Source organism: Kitasatospora sp. NPDC088861 (assembly GCF_044750105.1).
Classification (GTDB): Bacteria; Actinomycetota; Actinomycetes; order Streptomycetales; family Streptomycetaceae; genus Kitasatospora.
Genome location: NZ_JBIVJF010000001.1, coordinates 484,487 through 506,153 on the forward strand (window position 1 = coordinate 484,487; position 21,667 = coordinate 506,153).

Annotated in this window: 18 protein-coding genes, 1 tRNA gene and 1 pseudogene; 7 read left to right on the top strand and 13 right to left on the bottom strand. The window is 70.0% G+C overall.

The annotated features are described in order from the left end of the window. Positions 1–131: 131 nt before the first annotated feature. Positions 132–4,157 (bottom strand): hypothetical protein, encoded by a 4,026-nt coding sequence (locus tag ACIP37_RS02095; protein ID WP_400804138.1) that lies wholly within the window; start codon positions 4,155–4,157, stop codon positions 132–134. A gap of 246 nt (positions 4,158–4,403) precedes the next feature. Here ACIP37_RS02095 and ACIP37_RS02100 point away from each other — a divergent pair, with 246 nt between their 5' ends. Next, positions 4,404–4,880 (top strand): GNAT family N-acetyltransferase, encoded by a 477-nt coding sequence (locus ACIP37_RS02100; RefSeq protein ID WP_400804141.1) that lies wholly within the window; start codon positions 4,404–4,406, stop codon positions 4,878–4,880. A 59-nt stretch (positions 4,881–4,939) separates the two neighbouring features. Here the strand turns inward: ACIP37_RS02100 and alaS are convergent, their stop codons facing one another. From alaS to ACIP37_RS02130, 6 genes are all read right to left on the bottom strand, one after another. Further along, positions 4,940–7,600: an alanine--tRNA ligase gene (gene alaS / locus ACIP37_RS02105; RefSeq protein ID WP_400804144.1), complete on the bottom strand. Its 2,661-nt coding sequence runs from the start codon at positions 7,598–7,600 to the stop codon at positions 4,940–4,942. Positions 7,601–7,828: 228 nt separating this feature from the next. Further along, the gene (locus tag ACIP37_RS02110) at positions 7,829–8,497 is read right to left on the bottom strand and encodes an HAD family hydrolase (protein WP_400804147.1); all 669 of its coding nucleotides are present in this window, start codon (positions 8,495–8,497) and stop codon (positions 7,829–7,831) included. Then, on the bottom strand, positions 8,494–9,045 hold the full coding sequence (locus tag ACIP37_RS02115; protein WP_400804150.1) for an orotate phosphoribosyltransferase: 552 nt from the start codon (positions 9,043–9,045) through the stop codon (positions 8,494–8,496). The genes ACIP37_RS02110 and ACIP37_RS02115 overlap by 4 nt, the downstream gene beginning before the upstream one ends. Then, a complete protein-coding gene (locus ACIP37_RS02120; protein ID WP_400804153.1) occupies positions 9,042–9,641 on the bottom strand; it encodes an LOG family protein in 600 nt (199 codons plus the stop codon). Before ACIP37_RS02120 ends, ACIP37_RS02115 begins: the two co-directional genes overlap by 4 nt. After that, positions 9,638–10,510: a hypothetical protein gene (locus ACIP37_RS02125; RefSeq protein ID WP_400804156.1), complete on the bottom strand. Its 873-nt coding sequence runs from the start codon at positions 10,508–10,510 to the stop codon at positions 9,638–9,640. Before ACIP37_RS02125 ends, ACIP37_RS02120 begins: the two co-directional genes overlap by 4 nt. A 36-nt stretch (positions 10,511–10,546) precedes the next feature. Further along, positions 10,547–11,380, bottom strand: a complete 834-nt coding sequence (locus tag ACIP37_RS02130; RefSeq protein ID WP_400804159.1) for an aspartyl/asparaginyl beta-hydroxylase domain-containing protein — start codon at positions 11,378–11,380, stop codon at positions 10,547–10,549. A gap of 379 nt (positions 11,381–11,759) precedes the next feature. Here ACIP37_RS02130 and ACIP37_RS02135 point away from each other — a divergent pair, with 379 nt between their 5' ends. Genes ACIP37_RS02135 through ACIP37_RS02145 form a run of 3 tightly spaced genes read left to right on the top strand, consistent with a single transcriptional unit; the run spans position 11,760 to position 14,150 of the window. Beyond that, positions 11,760–13,160: a hypothetical protein gene (locus tag ACIP37_RS02135; protein ID WP_400804162.1), complete on the top strand. Its 1,401-nt coding sequence runs from the start codon at positions 11,760–11,762 to the stop codon at positions 13,158–13,160. Positions 13,161–13,183: 23 nt separating this feature from the next. Next, positions 13,184–13,783: a GNAT family N-acetyltransferase gene (locus ACIP37_RS02140; protein WP_400804165.1), complete on the top strand. Its 600-nt coding sequence runs from the start codon at positions 13,184–13,186 to the stop codon at positions 13,781–13,783. Positions 13,784–13,787: 4 nt separating this feature from the next. Next, positions 13,788–14,150, top strand: a complete 363-nt coding sequence (locus tag ACIP37_RS02145) for a hypothetical protein (protein WP_400804168.1) — start codon at positions 13,788–13,790, stop codon at positions 14,148–14,150. 26 nt (positions 14,151–14,176) lie between these two features. Here ACIP37_RS02145 and ACIP37_RS02150 read toward each other — a convergent pair whose 3' ends face one another. Both ACIP37_RS02150 and ACIP37_RS02155 read right to left on the bottom strand, forming a co-directional pair. Continuing rightward, positions 14,177–14,728, bottom strand: coding sequence for a hypothetical protein (locus tag ACIP37_RS02150; protein ID WP_400804171.1), 552 nt, complete (start codon positions 14,726–14,728; stop codon positions 14,177–14,179). 69 nt (positions 14,729–14,797) lie between these two features. After that, positions 14,798–15,370 carry a hypothetical protein gene (locus tag ACIP37_RS02155; RefSeq protein ID WP_400804173.1) on the bottom strand — a complete coding sequence of 191 codons (573 nt, stop codon included), beginning with the start codon at positions 15,368–15,370 and terminating at the stop codon, positions 14,798–14,800. A gap of 643 nt (positions 15,371–16,013) precedes the next feature. Between ACIP37_RS02155 and ACIP37_RS02160 the strand changes: the two genes are divergently transcribed. Further along, entirely contained in the window at positions 16,014–16,754 is a 741-nt protein-coding gene (locus ACIP37_RS02160; protein WP_400804176.1) for a hypothetical protein, read from the top strand. A gap of 135 nt (positions 16,755–16,889) precedes the next feature. On the opposite strand, the gene ACIP37_RS02165 is transcribed toward ACIP37_RS02160, so the two are convergent. Then, a tRNA-Gly gene (locus ACIP37_RS02165) sits at positions 16,890–16,963 on the bottom strand. A gap of 274 nt (positions 16,964–17,237) precedes the next feature. Here ACIP37_RS02165 and ACIP37_RS02170 point away from each other — a divergent pair. Both ACIP37_RS02170 and dcd read left to right on the top strand, forming a co-directional pair. Further along, positions 17,238–17,459 (top strand): hypothetical protein, encoded by a 222-nt coding sequence (locus tag ACIP37_RS02170; RefSeq protein WP_079135746.1) that lies wholly within the window; start codon positions 17,238–17,240, stop codon positions 17,457–17,459. Positions 17,460–17,531: 72 nt separating this feature from the next. Beyond that, entirely contained in the window at positions 17,532–18,107 is a 576-nt protein-coding gene (gene dcd, locus ACIP37_RS02175) for a dCTP deaminase (protein ID WP_363579803.1), read from the top strand. 84 nt (positions 18,108–18,191) lie between these two features. On the opposite strand, the gene ACIP37_RS02180 is transcribed toward dcd, so the two are convergent. The 3 genes and pseudogenes from ACIP37_RS02180 to ACIP37_RS02190 all read right to left on the bottom strand — a co-directional run. After that, entirely contained in the window at positions 18,192–19,082 is an 891-nt protein-coding gene (locus tag ACIP37_RS02180) for a metal-dependent hydrolase (RefSeq protein ID WP_400804180.1), read from the bottom strand. 163 nt (positions 19,083–19,245) lie between these two features. Next, complete coding sequence (locus ACIP37_RS02185; protein WP_363627868.1) at positions 19,246–20,292, bottom strand: Yip1 family protein; 1,047 nt, start codon at positions 20,290–20,292, stop codon at positions 19,246–19,248. A 243-nt stretch (positions 20,293–20,535) separates the two neighbouring features. Further along, positions 20,536–21,609 (bottom strand): annotated as a pseudogene (locus ACIP37_RS02190) (sugar phosphate nucleotidyltransferase); the annotation flags it as partial. Positions 21,610–21,667 lie beyond the last annotated feature (58 nt).

Genomic DNA, 21,667 nt, shown 5'->3' on the forward strand with positions numbered 1-21,667 from the left:
AGACAGCGAAGGCCCCGGCCGCGGAAGCAGTCGGGGCCCCCGTTTGCCCCGGTGGGCGGGGGCAGAGAACGCTGGATTCGAGCCTGAATCGGACCAGTGGCAGCTCTCCGAAACGCCTCGGTCTTTGTGCTTCAGCCATCGACTCCAGCAAGAAGGCGCTCTGCCCGCTCGGGGTCGAGATCCCACTGAAGGGCGATCGTTATCAGGCCATCCAGATGGCGATAGTCGTCGTTTGGGTGGCCGGTTGCGCCATGGGCGATGGCGGCGGCAAGGGTTGGCACGCCCGAGTTTCGGAGGGCTTCGGCCTCGGTGACTTCGCCTTCCACCCGGAGAGCCAAGCCATCGAGGAAGCCGACAACCGTCTCGGTGACCGGTTCCCCCAGGCGGAGTTCCGCGATGGCGCGGCACGCCTGGCGGAACCGCGCCACTGCTTGCTCTGCAACTTCCTGATGCCGAGAGTCGATCTCCCGAAGGCTCGCAAGGTAAGCCAATCCGGAGAGGCACTGAAGGGCCTGGTGAGCATCGACGCAGGCATCGGTGAGTGGGGTCGGGTGTGCCTCAGGCAGTGCTGTTTTCCAGGTTTCGAAGAGTCCGATCCCAGGCCACAGCGTCGTCTGGAGCTGCTGTGCCATGACTCTGACCGGCCTGCCAGCGATCTGAGGTACAAGCAGGACTGCCCTACGGGTTCCTTGGGATCCGGGATCATGCTTGAGCAGGGCGCTCAACTGTTCCAGCGCTGTCTGCCACTCAGTGAGTTCACTGAGCTCCACGCCCACGGCCAGTTCCGTGGCAGGCCACTCCGTGGGGCCGGGTTCGGAGACTGGTCTGGTGTAGACGTCAATGCAGAGCCCTGCGGCCACAGCGTCGGCCTGAAGCTTCAACGGGGCAGCATCTGCCCGTGCGTTGGCGACCCGGCGGGCAAGGTTCGCCGCCCGGGCGAGCGCTTGTGCGGAAGGTCCGGATCGGGCCTCAGCTGTAAGCGGCTTCGGTCCGAGGGCTCCCCAGGCTAGTTCCGCCAGAACGGCGTGCAGGTCGGTGAGAGTCGTCGCAAGTTGGTCGAGAACATCCGGCGGCGCTTGGCCGATGAGGTGCCAGCGCTCCTCTTCCCGTACACGCAACGCGAGGCCCTTGAGGTTTTCGCCGACATAACCGGCTAGCGCCGCATACTGCTGAGGGTCGACGATCCTTCGTGTGAGGTTCTCGGCGATCCCGTTCACAAGCATTTGCAGGTGGTCCGCACCACCACCTGGAACGACTTCACCGACCGGCAGCGTGGACAGAAAGGAGGTGTCCACAGGGCGTACCAGTGAGTGGGCCCACTCCTGCAACGTCGTCTGCATCGCGCGTAGATCGTTGGGGTCCTTGGGGCGGCGACCGGTGCACCAGATCCGTGTCAGCTCCGTCAGGTAGCGGTGCAGTGTGGGGAGCTCGGCATAGGCAGTGGCAGTTCGTGCAGTCCAGTCTGCGGCATTGGCCGCCATCGCGCCGATCAGCGAGCGGGTCCGAATCCACGCCACCTGGGCCGGCGGGCTGTCATACCGGCGCTTCAGGTGACTGACTCCGCTGGTGAAGTCACCGATGGCCAGGGGAAAGCCGCCGGGTAGCAGATTCTGGACGTCCACACTGTCGCATTCCGGGAGACACCGCAGGAGGGTCTGCCCGAACTCTCGGAGTGCCCGTTCCGAGTCCGGCTGGGCCTGATCGGAGACGTGCAGCAGACGGGCGTACGCCACTCGACTGCCATCCCTCTCAACAACAGATGCCTCAGTACCCCATGGCGAATGGGCCTTCAGAGCACTCAGGACGTATTCCTCGCCGCCCACGAGTCGCAACAACTCTCCAGCCAGGCCCACCGACACAGCACGGGCTGCAGTGAAGATGTCTCCCAGTGACTCGACGGGTGCGGCGGCAAGCACTCGACCGAAAGACGACTCCGAGAGCACCAACGACCAACCCGTGATGTCTAGTTCTGCTCCGGCGAGTACGGCCAGCAACCGCTGGGCTTCGGCAGGGTTGTCGCACTTAGCCAGGAGAAGACCAATGGTGGTCGTCCCGAGTAGGTCCGTCAACGCGTTGCGCAGGGGCGAACCAGATGAACTGGTCGCACGGATCTCGGGGATGGCGGCTTCGACTTCGTCTTTTAGGTTCGTGAGCAGGTCCCCGCCCATCAGCGCGAACTGCAAGGTCGTGGGGCGCAAGGCAGGCGAGACTCGGTGTCGGTCGAGGATTTGCGCCCAGTCGGTGGCACAACGGGTGACGTCGACCAGGCGAAGTGCCTGCAGAACACCAATAGTGGCCTCAATACCGGACCTGCGTGAGAGTTCGACTGTGATCTGGTCCAGCACGACGGAATCCAGGTCAGGACGGTCGGAGAGAACGCCGACGACAAAGGGCTGAAGCTGCGCATCCGTCAGTAGCTGCATCACCGCGATCACGGTCTCGTCCAGAATCGGCGGCGGGAACGCATGTACGGCGTCGGCCAGACGGGACGAGCGTAGCTGGTGCAGCCCTGACAGCCGACCCAGCCGTTCGTGGATGAGATGTTCGTCCGCTAGACGGGACAACGCGATGCGAAGGTCCGAGTCCCCGAGGCCAATTTGCTGTTGAAGAGCCCGAAGAGGCAGATCGACGCCCCACCGGTGAGCGATCGAGGTTCTGGCCAGGATCTCGATCTCTGCTTGTCGTCCCTCGACCACCCTTCGTTCGACCTGTTCCGACAGGACATCGGAGAGCCGCCGCCCACGCGTGAGGAGGTGAGTGAACTCCAGGGTCAGCCCGTCCGCTGCTTCGTACGCTTCACGCCAGTGCGGAGCCGTCGTGGCACCGGACGCCGACAGCCCTGCGTGGATCTGCTCCGCGACCTCTTCGTCAAGCGACACCGTGATCTGGACGCAGTCTGCCTGGCTGCGGAGGGGCAGGAGGTCCTCACTCCGGACGGAGCCCAACAACATGGTGCCGGGGATCGGCGCGAGCTCACGGTGGAGTGCATCCCAGGCGTCGGCCGCACCGATCCCGATGCCGTCCACCACGAAGCCGACCGGAGACCGGGGCGAGGGCTTTAGCGCCCCGGCCAGTCGTACCAACGGTGCGATGTCCTCGGCTCGGAGCCGTCGAATCCGATACCAGAGCACATGCCTCGCCGCATAGGCGGCCGTCCACATCACGGTGGACTTACCGACGCCGGAGGGGCCGGTAACGAGAACGCTCTGACTGCGACTGATCGCATCCACGATCTGCCCAGCCAACACCGGCCTTGGAGCTGGCAGCCCGGCTGCGATGTGGCCGGGCTGGACGTCGATGCCTTCGTAGAAACCGGCCGCGTGAAGCGGTCGATCGAAGTCCACCGGTTCACAGATGCCTGCGGCCAGTGCCTCTTCTAGCGAAGCATGGTCAATGGTCGCGGCAACCTCGGTCACGATCCGATCAATGCCCGTTCGACTCAGCCCGACTGCACCCGAAAGGCTTGCCTCAGCGTTAGCGTCGGCACGGCCCGCCACGGCGCTGCGTAGGGCCAGCACGGCAGCCTCTGCTGCTACAGGCAGCAAACCGAGCCGCTGCACCACGGCGCTGCGAGTGTCCTCTGCAGCGAGGCCCCACGGCAAAACATAGAGGCTGACAGCCTCGCACCACGTTTCGAGCTCCCCGCTGTTCAGACCTGCCTTCGTCGCCTTCGTTCTGAGCGCCCTCAGCAACCGGTGATCTTGTGAGAGTTCACTCAAAGGCTGGCCCCAGTGGGTGAACGACTCGCCTTCCACCGGCCGTTCGAGCACAAGGAGTGCCCGGCCAGACATCCCTGCGTGGTCACGCTTTGCGTGCGCCTTGGCCATGACGACGAGGTGCTCAGCCACCTCAGGAACGGTGAAATCACCGATCCGCTCCTGCCGGGACTTAACTTGGACATGCCAAGGCGTCGGGCCATCACATGAAAGGTCTTCCAACCCTTCCGGAACGATGCGATCAGCGTCGAGGGCCCCGGACAGAATTCGGCCGCACAGCCACGCTCCAACGGCATCCTGGTAGTGGAAACCACGGCCAGCACGCGCGCCCGAGCGCGTCGTCGCCCACAGGGCCTCGACGCTTCCGCTGTTTGGTTCGATCTGCTGCGTGGCCGTGGTGGGGCGGCTTCGCCCTTGTTGCCTTTTGCTCTTGCTGGCCATTCTGGAAGCATGACAGGCCAGTCGGACACTCGTAGTCGCTCCCTTGAACAAGATCATCGACCAGGAGCGACTTGGGGCGGAGATCAGTCCCTGCACGTCGAGTGATCACCCAACCGGGCACCACGACATGTCGGACGCTGGCACCCGGTCGACACTTGTAATGTGACACCGCGATCAACCGGTACGCCCGAACTGCGGGACCAGCACGCGGGTGTTGTGTTGCGTCGTTTCACGACTGGAGATTCGGTGGCTGATCTAACCCGTCTACTTCATCGTGCTTACGCCGAACATGCAAAGGGCGGCCGGGTCTTCTTCGCGTCGTACCAGTCCGTACAGGACACAGCTGGCCGAGTGGCAAAGGGGGAGTGCTGGTTCGCCACCCTGGGTACGGAGCTGGTCGGCTCGGTCACCGTGGCGGCGCCGTACGAAACGCCCGAGGGGTATCCGGCCCCGACAGGAGCGGGCTCGTTCTGGCAGCTCGCGGTAGATCCCACGTATCAGGGGATTGGCCTCGGGAAACGGCTGTTGACCTTGGCGGAGGAGCGGATCGTTGCGCTCGGGTCCATCGAGGCGGTCATCGATACATCGGCCGAGGCCATCGAGCTGGTCGCTTGGTACCGCCGGCGGGGGTACGTCCCCGTTGGGACGTGGCGGTGGGATGTGACCAACTACGAGAGCGTGGTCCTGCTGAAGGACCTTGCGGCAGCCGGCCGAGAACGGTGAGAACGAGCGGTCGGCACCTCCCCAGCTCGGAGGCACCGACCGCGCGCTGGCGGCTGGCGCTACTGGCCGAGGGCTCGGGCGGCGTCCTGGGCGGCGATGGTGAGGGCCTCGTCGAGGGCCTCGGGGCGGCGTCCGCCGGCGCTGGCGATGGGGCCCTTGCCGCCGGCTCCGCCGCCGACTGCAAGGGCGGCGGCGGTGAGGAGCTGGCTGGCCTGGATGTCGGTGGTGTGGAGGCTGCGGGTGATGGCGGCGGCGAGGAGGGCCTTGCCGTCATGTTTGGCGCCGAGGATGACCGCAGCGTGGTTGTCGCCCAGGAGGTCGGCGGTGTTGGTGGCCAGGGTGCGGAGTTCGTCGGGGCTGAGGCCGGTGACGTTCTTGGTGACGATCCGGCCGCCGGGGATGGTGTGGGCGGAGGCAGCGAGCTGCTGGGCGCGGGTGCGGAGCTCGGAGTCGCGGATGCGGGCGAGTTCTTGTTGGGCGGTGGTGAGGGCGTCGAGGCGCTTGCGGAGGGCGTCGGGGGCGTCCTGGGGGCGGGTGCCGAGGAGGCTGGAGAGTTCTTCGAGGAGGCGGCGTTCGGTGTCGTGGTAGGTGAGGGCATCGCGGCCGGTGAGGGCTTCGATGCGGCGGAGGTTGGAGCCGACGGAGGCTTCGCCGAGAATGCGGACGGGGCCGGCACCCGCGCCGTGGGGGACGTGGGTGCCGCCGCAGAGTTCGCGGGAGAAGTCGCCGATGTCGACGATGCGGACGTGGTCGCCGTACTTCTCGCCGAACAGGGCGGTTGCTCCGGCGGCCTCGGCTTCGGAGCGGGTGGCATGCCAGATGCGGACTTCGGGATCGTCGAGGAGGTGGTCGTTGACGAGGGCCTCGATGGCGGCGAGCTGGGTGCGGTCGACGGCGGAGAAGTGGGCGAAGTCGAAGCGCAGGCGGCCGGCGTCGACGAGGGAGCCGTGCTGGCGGGCGTGGTCGCCGAGGGTGCGGCGGAGCATGGCGTGCAGGACGTGGGTGGCGGAGTGGGAACGGGCGACGGCGTCCCGGCGCGGGCCGTCGACGAGGGCTTCGGCCTGTTCGCCGGTGCGGATCTCGCCTTCGCGGACGCGGACAGTGTGGACGTGGAAGCCTTCCAGGCCGAGCTTGGTGTCCAGGACTTCCAGGAGCGCGCCGGAGGACGTGCGGATGGTGCCGGTGTCGCCGACCTGGCCGCCGGATTCGGCGTAGAACGGGCTGCGGTCCAGGACGAGTTCGAGCGTGCTGCCCTGGTCGGCGCCGGGCACGACGGCGCCGTCGGAGATGAGGCCGAGGACGGTGACCTCGGTGTCGAGGCGGTCGTAGCCGACGAAGTCGGTACGGCCGTGGCGGGAGGACAGCTCGCGGTAGGCGTCCTGGCGGCGCAGGGCCTCGGCGGTCTTGGCCTTGCCCCCGGCCTTGGCGCGCTTCTGCTGCTCGGCGAGCAGGGCGGTGAAGCGGTCCTCGTCGACGCTCAACCCGGCGTCGCGGGCGGCCTCGATGGTCAGCTCGACGGGGAAGCCGTAGGTGTCGTGCAGTTCGAAGGCGGTGTCGCCGGTGAGGGTGGTGGAGCGGCCCTCGCGGCTGCGGGTGATGGCGGCGTTGAGCAGCCGGGTGCCCTGGGTGAGGGTGCGGGTGAAGGACTCCTCCTCGGCGGTGACGACCTGCTCGATGAGGGAGGCCTGGCCCACCAGTTCGGGCCAGACGTCGCCGAGGTTGGCGATGACGCTGGCGGTGGCCGGGGCCAGGACGGGCTGGTCGATGCCGAGCAGCCGGGCGTGGCGGATCGCGCGGCGCATCAGGCGGCGCAGGACGTAGCCGCGGCCGTCCTTGGCGGGCAGGACACCGTCGGCGATGAGGTAGGCGATGGAGCGGGCGTGCTCGGTGACGACCTGGAAGGAGACCTTCTCCTCGCCGCCGGGGCCGTTGCCGGGGTAGTCGCGGCCGGCAAGTTCCTGGACGGTGGTGAGGGTGGGCAGGAGCAGGTCGGTGCCGCAGACGTTCTCGACGTCCTGGAGGATCGCGGCGAGGCGGTCGAGGCCGAGGCCGGTGTCGATGCTCTGCCGGGCGAGGTCGCCCAGGATCGGGAAGGTGCCGTTGTCGTCGTCCTCGCCGCGCAGGGACTGCATGAAGACGAGGTTCCAGATCTCGACGTACCGCTCGCCGTCGACGGCCGGTCCGCCTTCGCGGCCGAAGGCCGGACCCCGGTCGTAGTTGAGCTCGGAAGAGGGGCCGCACGGGCCGGGGACGCCCATGTCCCAGAAGTTGTCCGTGCCGAGGCGCTGGATGCGCTCGGCGGGGACACCGATCCTGCGCCAGAGCTGTTCGGCCTCGTCGTCGTCCTGGTGGACGGTGATCCAGAGACGGTCCTTCTCCAAGTTGTAGCCCTGGGTGAGGAGTTCCCAGGCGTAGGCGATGGCGTCGGCCTTGAAGTAGTCGCCGAAGGAGAAGTTGCCCATCATCTCGAAGAACGTGGCGTGCCGGTTGGTGCGGCCGACGTTGTCGATGTCGGAGGTGCGGGCGCACTTCTGGATAGTGGTGGCGCGCGGGTAGTCCGGGGTGACCTCGCCCAGGAAGTAGGGCTTGAACTGGTTCATGCCGGCGTTGGCCAGCAGCAGGGTCGGGTCGGAGGGGATGAGCGGGCTGGACGGGACGTGGCGGTGGCCGCGCGAGGTGAAGAAGTCCAGGAAGGTGGAACGGATCTGCGTCGAGCGCATGGCGGTATGGCCCTCACGGAAGAGTCGCGGAGAGAGGTGGGGTGATCACACGCCGAGCCGGGCCGAGAACGAGGACTGAGTGGTTCTCAGTTCTCCAGCTCGGCGCAGATAGCTCGCGCCCCCACGGTGTAGACCATGACTCCGGTATCCGTCGCTCTGAGGTGGCGCAGCCGATACGGGACGCAACGGTCCGCTGCGACTGCGCCACCAACAGTAGCGGGTCCGGGGTCAAGATCGCTTGGAGTTGTCCTCCTGTCGGCCGATGCCGACCAGGAGGGGCAGGACGAAGGCGGCGTGGTCGGCTCGGGGCATCACGAGGTGGGCTCCGGCCCGGGTGAGCGCTTCGGGGCCGGCGAAACCCCAGCCGGCGCCGACGGCGGTGACGCCCGCGGCGTGGGCAGCGTGGATGTCGGTCTCGGTGTCGCCGACGAAGATGCCCGCTCTCGGGGTGACGTCGAGCCGGTCGAGGGCGAGCAGTACGCCGTCGGGGGCGGGCTTGGGCTGGGCGTCCTCGTAGCAGACGACCGTGTCCAGCTGGTCGAGGATGTCCTGTGGCAGAAGCCAGTTGACCCGTTCGCGGCTTCGCAGGGTGACGACCCCGGTGCCGACTCCGGCCTCGCGGAGCGCGGCGAGGGTCTCGGCGACGTACGGGAACACCTCGGCGGTGAGGGTGGCGGTGGCGCTCGCCGCCGCCCAGCTGTCCTCGTTGATCGGCCCGTCCAGCCCGAGTTCGGAGAGGACGTACTCGCGAGGGGTGGTCGCGGCGGCGGGTGGGAGGTCCGCGACGGTGACGCGCCTACCGAGAGCGGAGGTCGCGTAGCCCGCCAGCGTGGCGAGTTGGGCGGCCCGGCTGTCGACGAGGACGCCGTCGAGGTCGAAGAGCACGGCCCGCTTCACGCGGCACCACCCGTCCGGGGCGCCGGCAGGTCGGCCTCGGTGAGCAGGGAGTGCAGGGTGACGCGGTGGTCGGCCAGCAGAGCCCGGCCGCCGAGTGGGCGTTCCAGGACGCACAGGGCGTGGGTGACCGGTCCGCCCACCATCCGCAGGATGCGTGCCATGTGGAGCAGTTGGCCGCCGGAGCGGACCACGTCGTCGACGAGCACGGTGCGGCGGCCGTCGATGGCGAGGCCCTCGACCTGGTGGCACGAGCCGTAGCTCTTGGGCTTGCGGCGTACGAAGACGGCGGGCAGGCCAGTGGCGGCGGACAGCGCCACGACGAGGGGGACGCCCCCGAGTTCGATGCCGGCGAGTACCTGGGCGTCGTCGGGGACGAGGTCGGCCAAGGCAGTGGCGGTGTCGCGCAGGAGCGCGGGGTCGGAGGCCATCCTGTACTCGTCGAAGTAGGCATCGAGCTGGGTGCCGTTGGCGAGCGTGAACGGGGCGTCGACGCAGGCGGTTTCGGCGAGCCGGGCGGCGAGGCCGGCCGGCGGGGTGCGGGTGGTCATGCTTCTCCGATCGGGGCGGTGTCGAGCGTGGCGAGGTGGGCGCGGAAGGCGTCCGCGGACTCCGCGGTGGCGAGGAAGCCGAGCGGCCGGGTCGGGGTCTCGTACAGCCACCGCTCCTCGCGCAGGAAGGCGAGCAGACGAAGGGCTGCCGGTCCGGCGACACAGACCGGGACGGACCGGATGACGGTCGCGTAGTAGAGGGCGGCGGTCAGCTCGTGGAGGGTGCCGACACCGCCGCCCATGGCGACGATCAGGTCGGCGTGCTCCAGGTAGTGGTTGAGTCGTGCGCCAGGGTCGGGCAGGTGAACGGACAAGGTGGTGTGCGGGTTGAACCCGCCCCACTCGCCATGCTTGCCGATCAGCGTGACGGCGGTGACCGTGGCTCCCTGGCCTCCGGCTCCGCGGGCGGCGGCCTCCATCAGGCCGTTGTAGCCGCCGTGCAGGAGCTGGTACCCGGCCTGGGCCAAGCTCCGGCCGATCTCCTCGGCCAGTGCCTCCTCCTCGGCCGAGGCGGGGACGACACCGCCGAAGAAGACGGCGGTCAGGCCCTCGCGGGCCCGGCTGGCGGCCGGGCCCGCGAGGTGGAGTGCGTTCACACCAGCTCCTGGTAGGTGCGGTAGGCGGCGACAGCGTCGTGCAGGCCGTCGAGCGCCTGCGGGCAGGCCCGCTCCGTCAAGGCGAGCACCCGCTCGATCGCCTCGGTGACATCGGCCGCCTCCGGGATCGCCGGACCGCTGATCGCCGCATCCAGGTCACCCAGGCAGGCCCGGCCGATCGGGGTGACGGCGATCTCCTCGCGCAGCTGGTACCAGCCCCAGTACCGCGAGGCGGGGGCCAGGGCGGTCTTGATCAGGTCCTTCGTCGCGGTGTGCAGCCGGTACCACTCGGAGTACGCCACGAACCGCTGGCCGCGCCGGATCCGCTTGTGCAGGAGCACGGCCAGCACCAGGTGCTCGATCAGCAGCTCGGTGCAGGAGCGCGGCCGGGCGGCGAAGGCGGCGACGAAGCTCTCGGCCGCCGCGATGTCCGCCACGTCGACCGGTCCGGGCCGGCGGTCGAGGAGGACTGCGGTGCTGACCATCGCCTGCAGCCGCGGGATCCGGGAGGCCGGTGCGACGTAGAGGTCGATCTGGTGAAGCTTCCCCTCGTCCGGGACGAGGAAGACCATCCCGACGCCACCGAGGTCGGCGACGATCGTGTCGCGCCAGCCGGGCAGCAGAGCGCCGGCCTCGACGGGCATCAGGGTGTCCAGCGCCTCGACGAAGGCCGGGAGTTGGACGTCGTGGACGCCGACGACGAAGTCGACGTCGGACAGGCGGTCGGCGGTGCCGTGGGCCAACGACCCGCGGACCATCAGGTGAGTCACCGACAGGGAGGTGGCCAGGATGTCGGCGAGCTTCGACAGCAGCGGCAGCTGTGCGGGCCGGTTGGCCTGGGTGATCGCCGCCAGTTGCAGGGTGGGCATGCGCTTCTTCCTTCCGGGCGTAGGCGCGGGCTGGGATCAGGCGGGGAGGGCGAGCAGGCGGCGCTTGGCGGTCTCCCAGCGCGTCGCGGCCTCCATGTCGCCGAGGAAGGTGTGCAGTTCGGCGATCAGGTCGTACGCCGTGCCCTCCGGCAGGGCGTAGGTGTAGAAGAGCCGCAGCAGCATCCGCTCGGCCGCCTCCGTGTAGCCGAGGGCGGCCATGTTGCGAGCGGCCTCCAGCCGCTCCGCGAGGACCGTCTGGTCGGCGACGGGCAACGGCTCCGCGACGGTCGGGCTCAGCATGGGGCGGCGGGCCAGGCGCTGGTAGGCGTCGTCGGCGTACACGTCGGCGATCAGGTGGATCCGGTCCGGGCCGAGCAGGTTGCACACCCCGTGGGCGTAGGTCGGGGTGAGCCGCCAGATCCGCCCGCCGGCCATGTGCACCTTGGTGCCACCGGTGACCAGGAACGCCGAGGTGTTGGTGTGCAGCGGGACGTGCAGCCGGTGCCGCTCGACCTGGTGGAGCTCGTCGTAGTCGCGGTGCTCCCAGAGGAAGGCGTTGCCCTCCAGGCGGGCCAGCCGCACCCACATGAAGTTCAGGCCGAGGTCGGCCAGGAACGCGGCGGTGGCCGGCATCCGCCCCAGCAGGTCGGTCGGACGGGCGGCGCAGTCGCCGATCGTCACGTCGGCGGCGTCGCCGGAGGCGTTCATCAGCGAGGTGGTCCACCAGCCGCCGGACTGGTAGGCGCCGTACTCTGCCTTCCACGGCGCCTGGGCGGTCAAGGCCTCGTGGCGCATCCGCTCCAGATGGGCGGAGTCCACGGCGTCCAGCTGGGCGATCTGCCCGGCCAGAGCGGTCAGGGTACTGTCCATCGGTTCCCTCCCGGGCCGGCTCACGGCATGGCGAGCCGGAATGCACGTGGTGCTGGATGGGGTTGATCGGGCGCCGGTCCCAGCGCCCTTGATCTCACGCTTCGCTGCCATCGATGCACGGACAGTGAAGCGGCGTTCAGGATGGCGGCGCCCGGTGCGGCACCGATACGACGCGGCTGCCGTCGCCATCCCGTCACCCTGAGGGCGGCGAGGCCGGCGCCATGGCGGTGTGCGTCATGACTGCCGTCATGGCCACCGCCATCTGGTCCGGTACGGCCTCGAACGGGTTTCCTGTCGAGTGCCGATGGCTATCGTCAGAGCAGACGAACGGGGACGGAGATGATCCGCGATGGCTGAAACTCCCACACTCCTAAGGGTTTTGACGCTTCAGCGGCATTGGCAGGTCTACGAGACCTTCCGCCTCCGGTTCGAGGCGACGGCGAACTCGCTCGCCGAGCAGGAGCGCGACCCCCGACTCCGGGGCCTGTCGGTCTCCAAGCGGCAGTTCGAGCGCTGGTACGGCGGAGCGGTAAAGACCCGCCCCTACCCGGACCAGTGCCGGGTGCTGGAGGCCATGTTCGGCGTCGGCGTCGACCAACTCCTCGCGCCCGCACCGGCCGGCCCCGTGCACGCCACCACCGCCTCGTTCGTCGTCCCGCCACCACGGCCGGCCCCTGTCCTCCTCCCACCCGAGCAAGCAGCGGCACCGCCTGTCGGTGGCCCGTCCAGCAGCGAACCCCGCTTCGACGCGGGCACCACGGAATTGGAAAGGCAGGTCATGATGGCGGCTCGTCGCGCACTTCGGTTCACCGCGATGGCGGAGGGCAGCAGTATCGGCTCGGAGACCCTGAGCCAGATCCACGACGAGGTACGGCGGTTGACCGCCGCCTACCCGAAGCTGGCACTGCCGACCCTGCTCGGCGACCTAGTCGAGGTCCAGGACCTCACCTTCCGACTGCTGGAGCACGGACGGGTCAAGCCGTTGCAGGCCCGGGAGCTGTACCTGCTCGCCGGGATCACCTCCGGCATGCTCGCCAAGGCCAGCCACGACCTCGGCAACCCGAGCGCCGCGATGATGCAGGCCCGCACTGCCTTCGTCTGCGCCGACAACGCAGACCACCACGCCATGCGCGCCTGGGTGCGCTCGCTCCAGTCGCTCATCTCCTACTGGGCCGGCCGCCCCGGCGAGGCCGCCGAGTACGCGGCTCTCGGGCAGAGCGTGGCCGGCGACGTCCGCGGCACCACCGGCGTCTGGCTGGCCTGCCTCTCCGCCCGCGCCCACTCCCTCCTCGGCGACGGTGAGGCCACCCGTGCGGCCATCCAGCGGGCTGAGGACGCCCGCGAGGCCGTCGAGCCCGACGACCTCGACGCCTTCGGCGGCATCATGACCTTCCCGGTGCCCCGCCAGCTGTACTACGTCGCCGAGGCCACCGTGCAGCTCGGCCAGGACGCCGCGCTCGGCGAGAACCAGTCCGAAGCGGCCGTCGCCGCCTACCGCAGTGCCTCCGAGGACGAGTGGGCCTTCGGCGACCAGGCCGGCGCCCAGACCGACCTCGCCCTCGCCCGCATCGCCCGCGGCGAGATCGAAGGCGCCGCCGAGGCCGTCCGCCCCGTTCTCGACCTCCCCGTCGAGCAGCGGAACTTCGGCATCGTGAGCAGCGCCCAACGCGTCCACGCCGCCCTGCACGGCGACGGCCGCCGCAGCGGCAGCGCGGCGGCCGGACTGCGCGAGGAGATCGAGGCCTTCACCGCCACCCCGACCTCGGTCCTCGTCCGATGACCCCGCGGATAGGCTCCGCAGCCATGACCCCAGTTCACCTGACCGGCCCCAACCTGGCACTGCGCGAGGTCGAACCCGAGGACACCGACGACCTCCTGGCCATCTACGGCGACCCCGAGGCCACCCGCCACCTCAGCTTCGAACCCCGCACCCGCGAGCAGGTCCAGGCGATCACGGACCGCTCCATCGCCTCCGCGCACGCCTCCCCGCGCGACGAGTACTGCCTCGCCGTCACCCTCTTCGACGAACACCGACTGATCGGCTACGCACGCCTGGCCACCGAGCCGCAGCAGGCCGCCACCATCGGCTTCGCCCTCCACCAGGCTGCATGGGGCAAGGGCCACGGCACCGAGACCGTCCACCTGCTGTGCGCGCTCGGCTTCAACGTCCTCCGCCTACACCGCATCTGGGCTGCCCGCTCACCGCTCAACGAAGCCTCCGCACGCACCCTCCTGCGCGCCGGCATGACCGAGGACGGCCGCATCCGCGACCACGTCTTCGTCCATGGCGCCTGGCGCGACTCGATCACCTACTCGATCCTGAAACACGAGTGGTCACCGATCGCCGGGTTGGGGACCGACGAAGCTGCCGAATCCGACGGCGGACACAGCCCGGGCAGGTGATCCCATGCTGCCCGAGCCGCACATCGTGATCCCTGGCATCGCGGGGTTCGCCCGCGGCTACGTGCCCGACCCGCCCGCGACCGATGACGGCAACACCTGGTTCGACGGCTTCTGCTGGCTGTACTGCGGCCAGCAGTGGACCCGTGTCTTGTGGATCGGCCCTGCTCACGTCGCCGGCGCCCAGGCGCCCATGTATGCCTGCGGGCCCTGCATCCGCGAACTCCAGGAACGGGTCTGGCGCTCGATCCTGCTGAACGACGAGCCGTCATGCTCGGCCCAGCCCACCCCGCAGGGCCAAGAACCCCGGGCAGCCGCAGGGCGCCCGGGGCGGCACCGCCGTTCGCGCTGGTCGCTGATCCCCCGGTAGCGCCGGCCGCCGGACGGACGCGCCAGTCAGCCGACCGGGACCAGGGTTCCGATGCCCAGCCCGGTCGGTCGCGCAGTACGCAGAGCTGCCCGGACGCGGGCCGCTCCGCCGCGAGCGACCGCTTCGTCTCCCCCGACGGCGAGCGTGCGCCCGCCGAGGCCCGCACAGGGGCGGCAGATACCCGGCTGCGGTATGGGGTCGTGGCACTCGGTGCACTCGGTGCACTCGGCGTACCGCGCCGCTGCGGGGCGGGCAGGGACCGGAACAGGCGGCATCTTGTGCTCCAGGCGGTAGCGGACCACCGCTGCTGCCGAGTGAAGCGGGACGGGAAGGCCGGGCAGCAGAGCCTGGGCGAGGTCAGCGTCGGTCGCGCCGCGCTCCAGCCACTGGGCGACCAGCGGGGCGAGCTTCCGGGCCTCGGCCTCACCAAGGCGCAGGCGCGGTTCGGGGCGGATCGCCCGGAAGAGCGTGGAGACCGCCGCACGAACCTGCTCGTCGGGCAGCAGGTCAGCGTCACCGACTTCCTGCTGATCTTCCTCCCTCCCGCCCGGCTCCTCCACCTCGTCGTCGCGCAGCATGCCGATCGTCCGTGATGGCCATGCCTCTCATCGTGCCCGCGGCCTGCCGCAAGAGTGACAGGGGGCCGGTCAACCTTCGGAATCACCGGCGAGATGGCCATTGACAGCCTCATGCGCCGCCCGGAATGGCTCAACGAACGTTGCTCCGGCCTCAGACTCCATCTCCACCAGCCGAAAGCGCACCATGCGGGAGAACGGCGCCTTGGATTTCCAGCCACTCTGTTGTTCCTGAAGCATGACTCGCTGCCAGGCTTTCGCCCAGCGATCAGATTCAGGCGGAACAACTCCGCACGCCGCCACGAATCTGGCAAGTACCAGCGCCGAAGGGAAACGTTGCCCCAACAAGACCTCATTGATCGTTGTCGGAGCCAGCGCCCGGCCCGGCGACCTGCGCTTCAGCTCAGCGAGGGATGGCTGGCCAGCCTGGATTCGAAGAACCCGCATCCCCCGAACCAGTTCAGCAGGCGTCGAGACCAGGTCCGGGTCACAGCCGAGGATCCCCTCATTGGGTTGCCTCAGGTGTGCACGTCGGCGACGCCCCAGACGCCCCATAAGGTCCGATGCTTCCTCGGCGCTCCCGTCGCCCATGAAGACCATCGCGAACAGGAGATTGTGCAGGCGCCGCGAACCCTTGCCTGACATGGCCCTCGACACGGTCGACTCTGACATGCGGAGGAACTCAGCTATCTCACGGTTCGTCAATCCAGCTCGGTCCCGAAGTCCACGCATCCACCGAGCAGCATCAAGCTCCGGATCAGAACCAGCCGGCAACGGCTTCTCGGGACGGGCCATTTTCGACTTACCTCGACTCAGTGCGACGGGGCCAGGCAGAACCGGTCCGTGTAGCCACAAGGCTCACCACCGCCAGGAGCGACTCGATGTCTCTCGCAGGCGTGCCACGCAGGACAAGGACCACGATCACCACCAACACCAGGTCCGATACAAGTCGACCACGCCCGACGCGACCACCAGCTACGCACCCCCACCGCCCGGGCCAACCATCAGCCACAGTAACCACAAGTCCCTCCTCGACTCTGGCAGCAGGTATCAAGTCGCAGTCGCGACACCGCTGCTGTGCGTGCAGCATGCAGCGGCGTGGACCTACAACGCGAGCTCATTGGGCAGTTCTTGCAGCGAGTTACGTATACCCATACTGCAAAAACGTGGCGCCACACAGGGCCTCCCACCTGCGAAGATCTCGACTGTTCTTGCAGTTCCGTACGGATTCTCCCGAAGATGCCGACCCGCACCGCACGATGTCGGGACTGGGTGGCAGCATGCGCGTGTGCTGATCCCTGGATACGAGAACGAGCCTCTTGCCATCGGCGAGAAACTGGTCCCCCTGCCGGGCTTCTGGGCCGCCTATCTGCTTTGGCTCGCTGAGGGGGAGGATCTGGATCCCGTACCCGCACTGTTCGGCGCAGACGGCGCGGACGCGGACGCCGTCTACGAGCAGCTCTCCGACCCGACCGCCTGGCCCGTCATCCGGCTGCCCATGCAACACGGCCACAGCATCCTGATCGTCCACCGCAACTTCGCCGAGGGCGAAGGGATCGATTACTACGTGGCCCACCCCGACTGGGACCGGCCGCGCTCGCTGGCCAGCATCGAGGGCCACTTGAGCGGCCCCGGGCTCGCCTGGTGCAAGCTGGTCCACGTCGCCCGGCGCCCCGGTGACGGGCCGGGGATCACCGACCCGGACGCCCGCCTACTCCTCCTGCTGCCCATCCTCGGCGACGTTGACCTGTCGGCCGACGCCACCGCGACCGTCGCCCGCGCCCTTGCCACCATCGGCACTCCGCCCGAGGCCGCGGCCACTCTCGCCGACGCCCTGCTCGGCCACCCCTTCTGGGGCGGCGAGACGTGGTTCTTCGAAGGGAGCTCTCCTCTCAGCGGCGCCAGCACCGCCACCCACCTCAGCCGCGTGCTGCTCTGCGGCGGCTCCTACAGCCCCCGCGGCGTCCGCTTCGGCCTCTCCCCCGACCAGGACGCACGCCTCGCCGAAGCCCTCGGCACCGCCGGCTGAGGACGGCTCCTGGCGCCCCCATCGAGCACACCTCGCCTGGGGGCGGCTGCGTTCTGGCACGGATCCGGCACGGCAGGCCCCAATTGGCCTAGACAACGCGAAAGGCCCAGGTCATGTGACCTGGGCCTTTACTGCTGGAGCGGGCGACGAGAATCGAACTCGCGCTCTAAGCTTGGGAAGCTCATGTTCTACCATTAAACTACGCCCGCCTGATGAGCCGTCAGAGACCGCTCAATCCAGTGTCACTGTACCCCATTCGCGACTGTGGTTGCACGGCCCGCCCGGGGAGTGGCGGGGCGGGCGGGGGTGGAGGGGGGCGTACTGTGTGGGCCGCGTACGAGTCCTCCGGCGGGTGGGTTCGGGGCGGCGAGCCACGGTGTGGAATGTCCGGAGCATCCCCTAATGTGACGCTGTCCCGGGGCGAGGTCCCGCGGGGCGCGATGAGTACGGGTGAGTACTGGGTTAGGGATGGGAAGGGGATCGATGGAGCAGCGCGCCGTCGTTCGTTGTGCCGAGGGGCACCTGTTCAGCACCACCACGTTCCCGATGCAGAACCTCGGTCCGGGCCGGCTCGGGCCCGGGCGGCTGATCCGCTGTCCGCAGTGCGGGCGGCTGAGGAGTTCGGTGCTGGCCGACGTGCGGGAGCTGTCGGCGCCGCAGCTGGACCGGGCGCTGCGGCTGGAGGCCGCGGAGTTCCTGGCCTGACGGTCGACGCGAGGACGGAACGGGCCCCGGGCGGATTCGTCCGGGGCCCTGTCGTGCACGTAACCTCGAAGCGTGCTGCTCTCTGACAAGGACATCCGGACCGAAATCGACCTGGGTCGGGTCGTCGTCGACCCGTTCGACCCGGCGATGATCCAGCCGTCGAGCATCGACGTGCGCCTCGACCGCTTCTTCCGCGTGTTCGAGAACCACCGCTACCCGCACATCGACCCCTCCGAGGAGCAGCCGGACCTGACCCGGCTGGTGGAGCCCGAGGGCGACGACGCGTTCATCCTGCACCCGGGCGAGTTCGTGCTGGCCTCGACGTACGAGGTCATCTCGCTGCCCGACGACGTGGCGTCCCGGCTGGAGGGCAAGTCGAGTCTGGGCCGGCTGGGCCTGCTGACGCACTCGACGGCCGGCTTCATCGACCCCGGTTTCAACGGTCACGTGACGCTGGAGCTGTCGAACGTCGCGACGCTGCCGATCAAGCTGTACCCGGGGATGAAGATCGGGCAGCTCTGTCTGTTCCGGCTCTCCTCGCCGTCGGAGCACCCGTACGGCTCGGAGCGGTACGGCTCGCGCTACCAGGGCCAGCGCGGCCCGACGCCGTCCCGTTCGTTCCTGAACTTCCACCGCACCGACGTCTGATCCGGGCGGAGCGCACGCAGTACGGGCGGCCGACCCTCGCCGATGACGGACGAGGGGCGGCCGCCCGTCGCGTTTCCCGGGTGCTCAGGCCCGCTTGGGGCGGGTGACGGCGACCAGTTCGGTGCCGTCCTCGGAGAGCCGCAGTTCGGTGCGGAGTTCGGCGAGTTCGCCGAGGTGGTGCAGGTGGGTGCCGCCGCAGAAGATCTGCGCGCCGCCCTCGGGCAGCTCGCAGTGCCACTGGCGGCGGGCGGTGAGCTCGGGGCCGGGGACCTCGATGCGGACCGGGGCGTCGGCGGCGACCCAGGCGGCGAGCCGGGCGTTGACGGCCTCGGTGAGGGCGGGCAGGGCGTCGGCGAGGGCGGGGAGCTCGTCGGTGGCGTCCGCCGTGAAGCCCTTCTTCTTCAGCGACTTGCCGAGCCGGTAGGTGTCGGTGCTGGCCTCGGTGTCCATCACCGAGGTGGCCATCGCGAGGCTGTCGAAGTCGGGGTGGCCGAGGGCGTCGGAGCGGCCCGGGTCCTTGCGCCAGCGCGGCGCGAGGGCCTCGTTGAGGGCGAGGGCGAGCAGGTGGCAGCCACTGTGCGAGGCGCTGAGGGCGGCCCGGCGGTCGGCGTCGACGGCGAGGACGGCGGTGCGCCCGACGAGGTCGCCGGGGTCGGTGTCGACGACGTGCAGGACCAGCCAGGACCACTCCTCGTCGCCGCGCCGGACCGGGATGTCGGCCCCGGCCAGCGGCGTTCCGCCGTCCGGGCCGACGGCGCCGGTGAGGCAGTCGACGACGGCCAGCTCGGTGCCGTCGACGGTGAGGGTGCCGAGGTCCGCGGGCTGGTCGGGCCAGGTGTGGTCGAGCGGGTGGAACGGGGTGGCCCCGGTCACGACGGCGTGCCGGCCGTCCCCCAGCGGGTGCACCTCGATCACCGTCGACTCGCCGGTCACCGCCCCGGCCGGGAAGCTGACGTGCGTGGTGGGGAGGGTCATTCCTGGCTCCGGTGACGTGGAACGGGTGAGGGAGTGAGGGAGTGGAGGCGTGAGGGGGTGGGGGGTGAAGGCGTGAGGGGGTGGGGGGTGAAGGCTGAGGGGGTGAAGAGGGTGGACGGGCCCGGCCTGACCGGGATCCGTCCACCATTGTGCCCTCCGGCCGTCAGCCCAGGGTCGGCAGCTTGATCAGCACCAGCAGCGCGAGCAGTTGCACCGCCGAGGCGGCGGCCGCCTTGCCCCAGGGCAGGTCGTGCACCCGCCGGACCATGCTGGTCAGCAGGTACGCGCAGAACGCCCAGGTGGCCCATCCGGCGACCTGGACGACCGCGCTGCCCGAGGGCAGCACCAGGTCGAGCAGCAGCCGGGGCGCGTCCGTCAGCCAGCCGATCAGCGCGGCCAGGCCGACCGTCGACTTCCACGGGCCGTCCCCGCCGAGCTGGCGGGCCAGCGCGTAGGTGACGCCGCCGAAGACCGCTCCGGCCACGGCGAAGCCGATCGCGGCGGCGGCGATGCCGGTCAGCGCGACGGTGAAGGTCGAGTCGACGATGTCGTCGTGGGTCAGGCCGATGCCGAGCACCGCGAGCGCGCCGTACAGCATCGAGACGGTGAGGGCGGGCAGCCAGACCTGGTGGTCGCGGGCGCGGTCGAAGGTCGCGGTGGGGGCGCGGAAGATGCCGATGAGCAGTTCGCGCCAGTGCGGGCGGGGCCCGGCGACGTGCGGGGCGGACTGGCCGCCGGCCCGGTAGACGGTGACGTTGTCCTGGCCGTACGGCGGCTGCTGCTGCGGCCCGTAGCCGTCCTGGCCGTAGCCGTCGCCCTGCGGGTGTCCGCCCTGGTCGTAGCCCTGGTCGTAGCCCTCGGCGCCGTACCCCTCCTGTGGGTACCCGGGGTAGCCGGGGTGCCCGGGGTACTGGCCCTGGTCGTAGTACCCCTGGTGGGGCGGCTCCTGCGCGTACGGGTCGCCGGTCGGGAAGGCCCGGGTGCCGCCGGGCCGGTCGGCGGCGTACGGGTCGTAGCCGCCCTGCGGGCCCGGGGCGCCGGGGCCTCCGGGCCTGCCGTCGGGGCCGTCGGTCACGCCCCGGTGCGAGGTCGTGAAGTACTCCGGCCCGTCCGTCTGCCCGTGCCCCCCGGGCCCCGCCGGCGGCGGAGGGGGCGCCCACCCGCCGTGGGGGTCGGCGCCCTGCCCGCTGTCGTATCGATTACCAGCCACGCTCTGACGGTACCCGTCCGGCCCAATCCGCGTGGGGCCTGGACGGAGCCGGGGCCGGTTTGCAGCGAGCCTGAGACGAACGCGGCCGAAATCCCGCCGCCGACGGCGCCACCGCCGACCCGGCGACTGCGGCCCGGCCCGGCGACAGCGGCCCGGCCCGGCGTCCTGCTACCGCTGCGCGCTGACCGAGGGCCCGTGCACCGCGGCGGCCGCGGCGGTGCCGGCCGGGCAGCCGCCCGGGCCGGCCGAGGTACGGACCGCGCCGACCGGCAGCAGGGTGCCGCAGGCGATCCGGATGCCGTTCGGCAGCTCGTTGTCGGACTCGACGATCGCGCCGTCGCCGATCACCGCGCCGTCCAGCGCCGAGCGGGCGCCGACGGTGGCGAAGGCGCCCACGATGGAGTCCTTGACCAGGGTCTCCGGGCCGACCACCGCGCCCGGCAGGATCACGCTGCCCTCGACGATCGCGCCGGCCTCGACCACCGCGTTCGCGGAGACCACGGTGCCGCCGCTGAGCACCGCGCCGGGGTGGACGGTGGCGCCGGGCAGCAGCAGGGCGTCGCCGGTCGGGCCGGGGACGGCCGGGGAGTCGACCTTGCCGAGCACCAGGTCGGCCGAGCCGCGGACGAACGCGGCCGGGGTGCCGAGGTCGAGCCAGTACGAGGTGTCGACGACGCCGCGCAGCAGCGCGCCGGTGGCCAGCAGCTCGGGGAAGGTCTCGCGTTCGACGGACACCTCGCGGCCGGCCGGGATGCGGTCGATGACGGACCGGGTGAAGACGTAGCAGCCGGCGTTGATCTGGTCGGTGACGATCTGCTCGGGCGTCTCCGGCTTCTCCAGGAACTCCAGCACCCGCCCGTTCGCGTCGGTCGGGACGAGGCCGAAGGCGCGCGGGTCCTCGACCCGGGTGAGGTGCAGGGTGACGTCGGCCCCGGCGGCCACGTGGCCGTCGCGCAGGGCGGCGATGTCGACGCCGGAGAGGATGTCGCCGTTGAAGACCAGCACGGGCTCGTCGGGGCCGCAGGTCAGCCCGGTCGCCGCGTTGCGGATCGCGCCGCCGGTGCCCAGCGGCTCGCGTTCGGTCAGGTAGACCAGCTCGATGCCGTACGGGGTGCCGTCCTGGAAGTGGTCCTCGAAGACCTCGGCCAGGTAGGAGGTGGCCAGCACGACGCGGGTGACACCGGCGGCGGCCGCGCGGGCCAGCTGGTGTGCGATGAAGGGGACGCCCGCCACCGGCAGCATGGGCTTGGGGGTGTGGGTGGTCAGCGGACGCAGTCGCGTGCCCTTACCACCGACCAGCATGATCGCCTCGGTCATGGTCTGCGCTGTTCCCCTTGTGCTCTGCGGCCCGGCCCGGCGGGCCGATACCTCCGTC

Bases quoted from the DNA above. Each gene is read 5' to 3' on its own strand.
- ACIP37_RS02115 (WP_400804150.1), bottom strand. From the start codon at position 9,045: ATGACCACCCGCACCCCGCCGGCCGGCCTCGCCGCCCGGCTCGCCGAA.
- ACIP37_RS02170 (WP_079135746.1), top strand. From the start codon at position 17,238: ATGGAGCAGCGCGCCGTCGTTCGTTGTGCCGAGGGGCACCTGTTCAGC.
- ACIP37_RS02155 (WP_400804173.1), bottom strand. From the start codon at position 15,370: ATGTCAGGCAAGGGTTCGCGGCGCCTGCACAATCTCCTGTTCGCGATG.
- ACIP37_RS02095 (WP_400804138.1), bottom strand. From the start codon at position 4,157: ATGGCCAGCAAGAGCAAAAGGCAACAAGGGCGAAGCCGCCCCACCACG.
- ACIP37_RS02140 (WP_400804165.1), top strand. From the start codon at position 13,184: ATGACCCCAGTTCACCTGACCGGCCCCAACCTGGCACTGCGCGAGGTC.
- ACIP37_RS02125 (WP_400804156.1), bottom strand. From the start codon at position 10,510: ATGCCCACCCTGCAACTGGCGGCGATCACCCAGGCCAACCGGCCCGCA.
- ACIP37_RS02150 (WP_400804171.1), bottom strand. From the start codon at position 14,728: ATGCTGCGCGACGACGAGGTGGAGGAGCCGGGCGGGAGGGAGGAAGAT.
- ACIP37_RS02130 (WP_400804159.1), bottom strand. From the start codon at position 11,380: ATGGACAGTACCCTGACCGCTCTGGCCGGGCAGATCGCCCAGCTGGAC.
- ACIP37_RS02180 (WP_400804180.1), bottom strand. From the start codon at position 19,082: ATGACCCTCCCCACCACGCACGTCAGCTTCCCGGCCGGGGCGGTGACC.
- ACIP37_RS02145 (WP_400804168.1), top strand. From the start codon at position 13,788: ATGCTGCCCGAGCCGCACATCGTGATCCCTGGCATCGCGGGGTTCGCC.
- alaS (WP_400804144.1), bottom strand. From the start codon at position 7,600: ATGCGCTCGACGCAGATCCGTTCCACCTTCCTGGACTTCTTCACCTCG.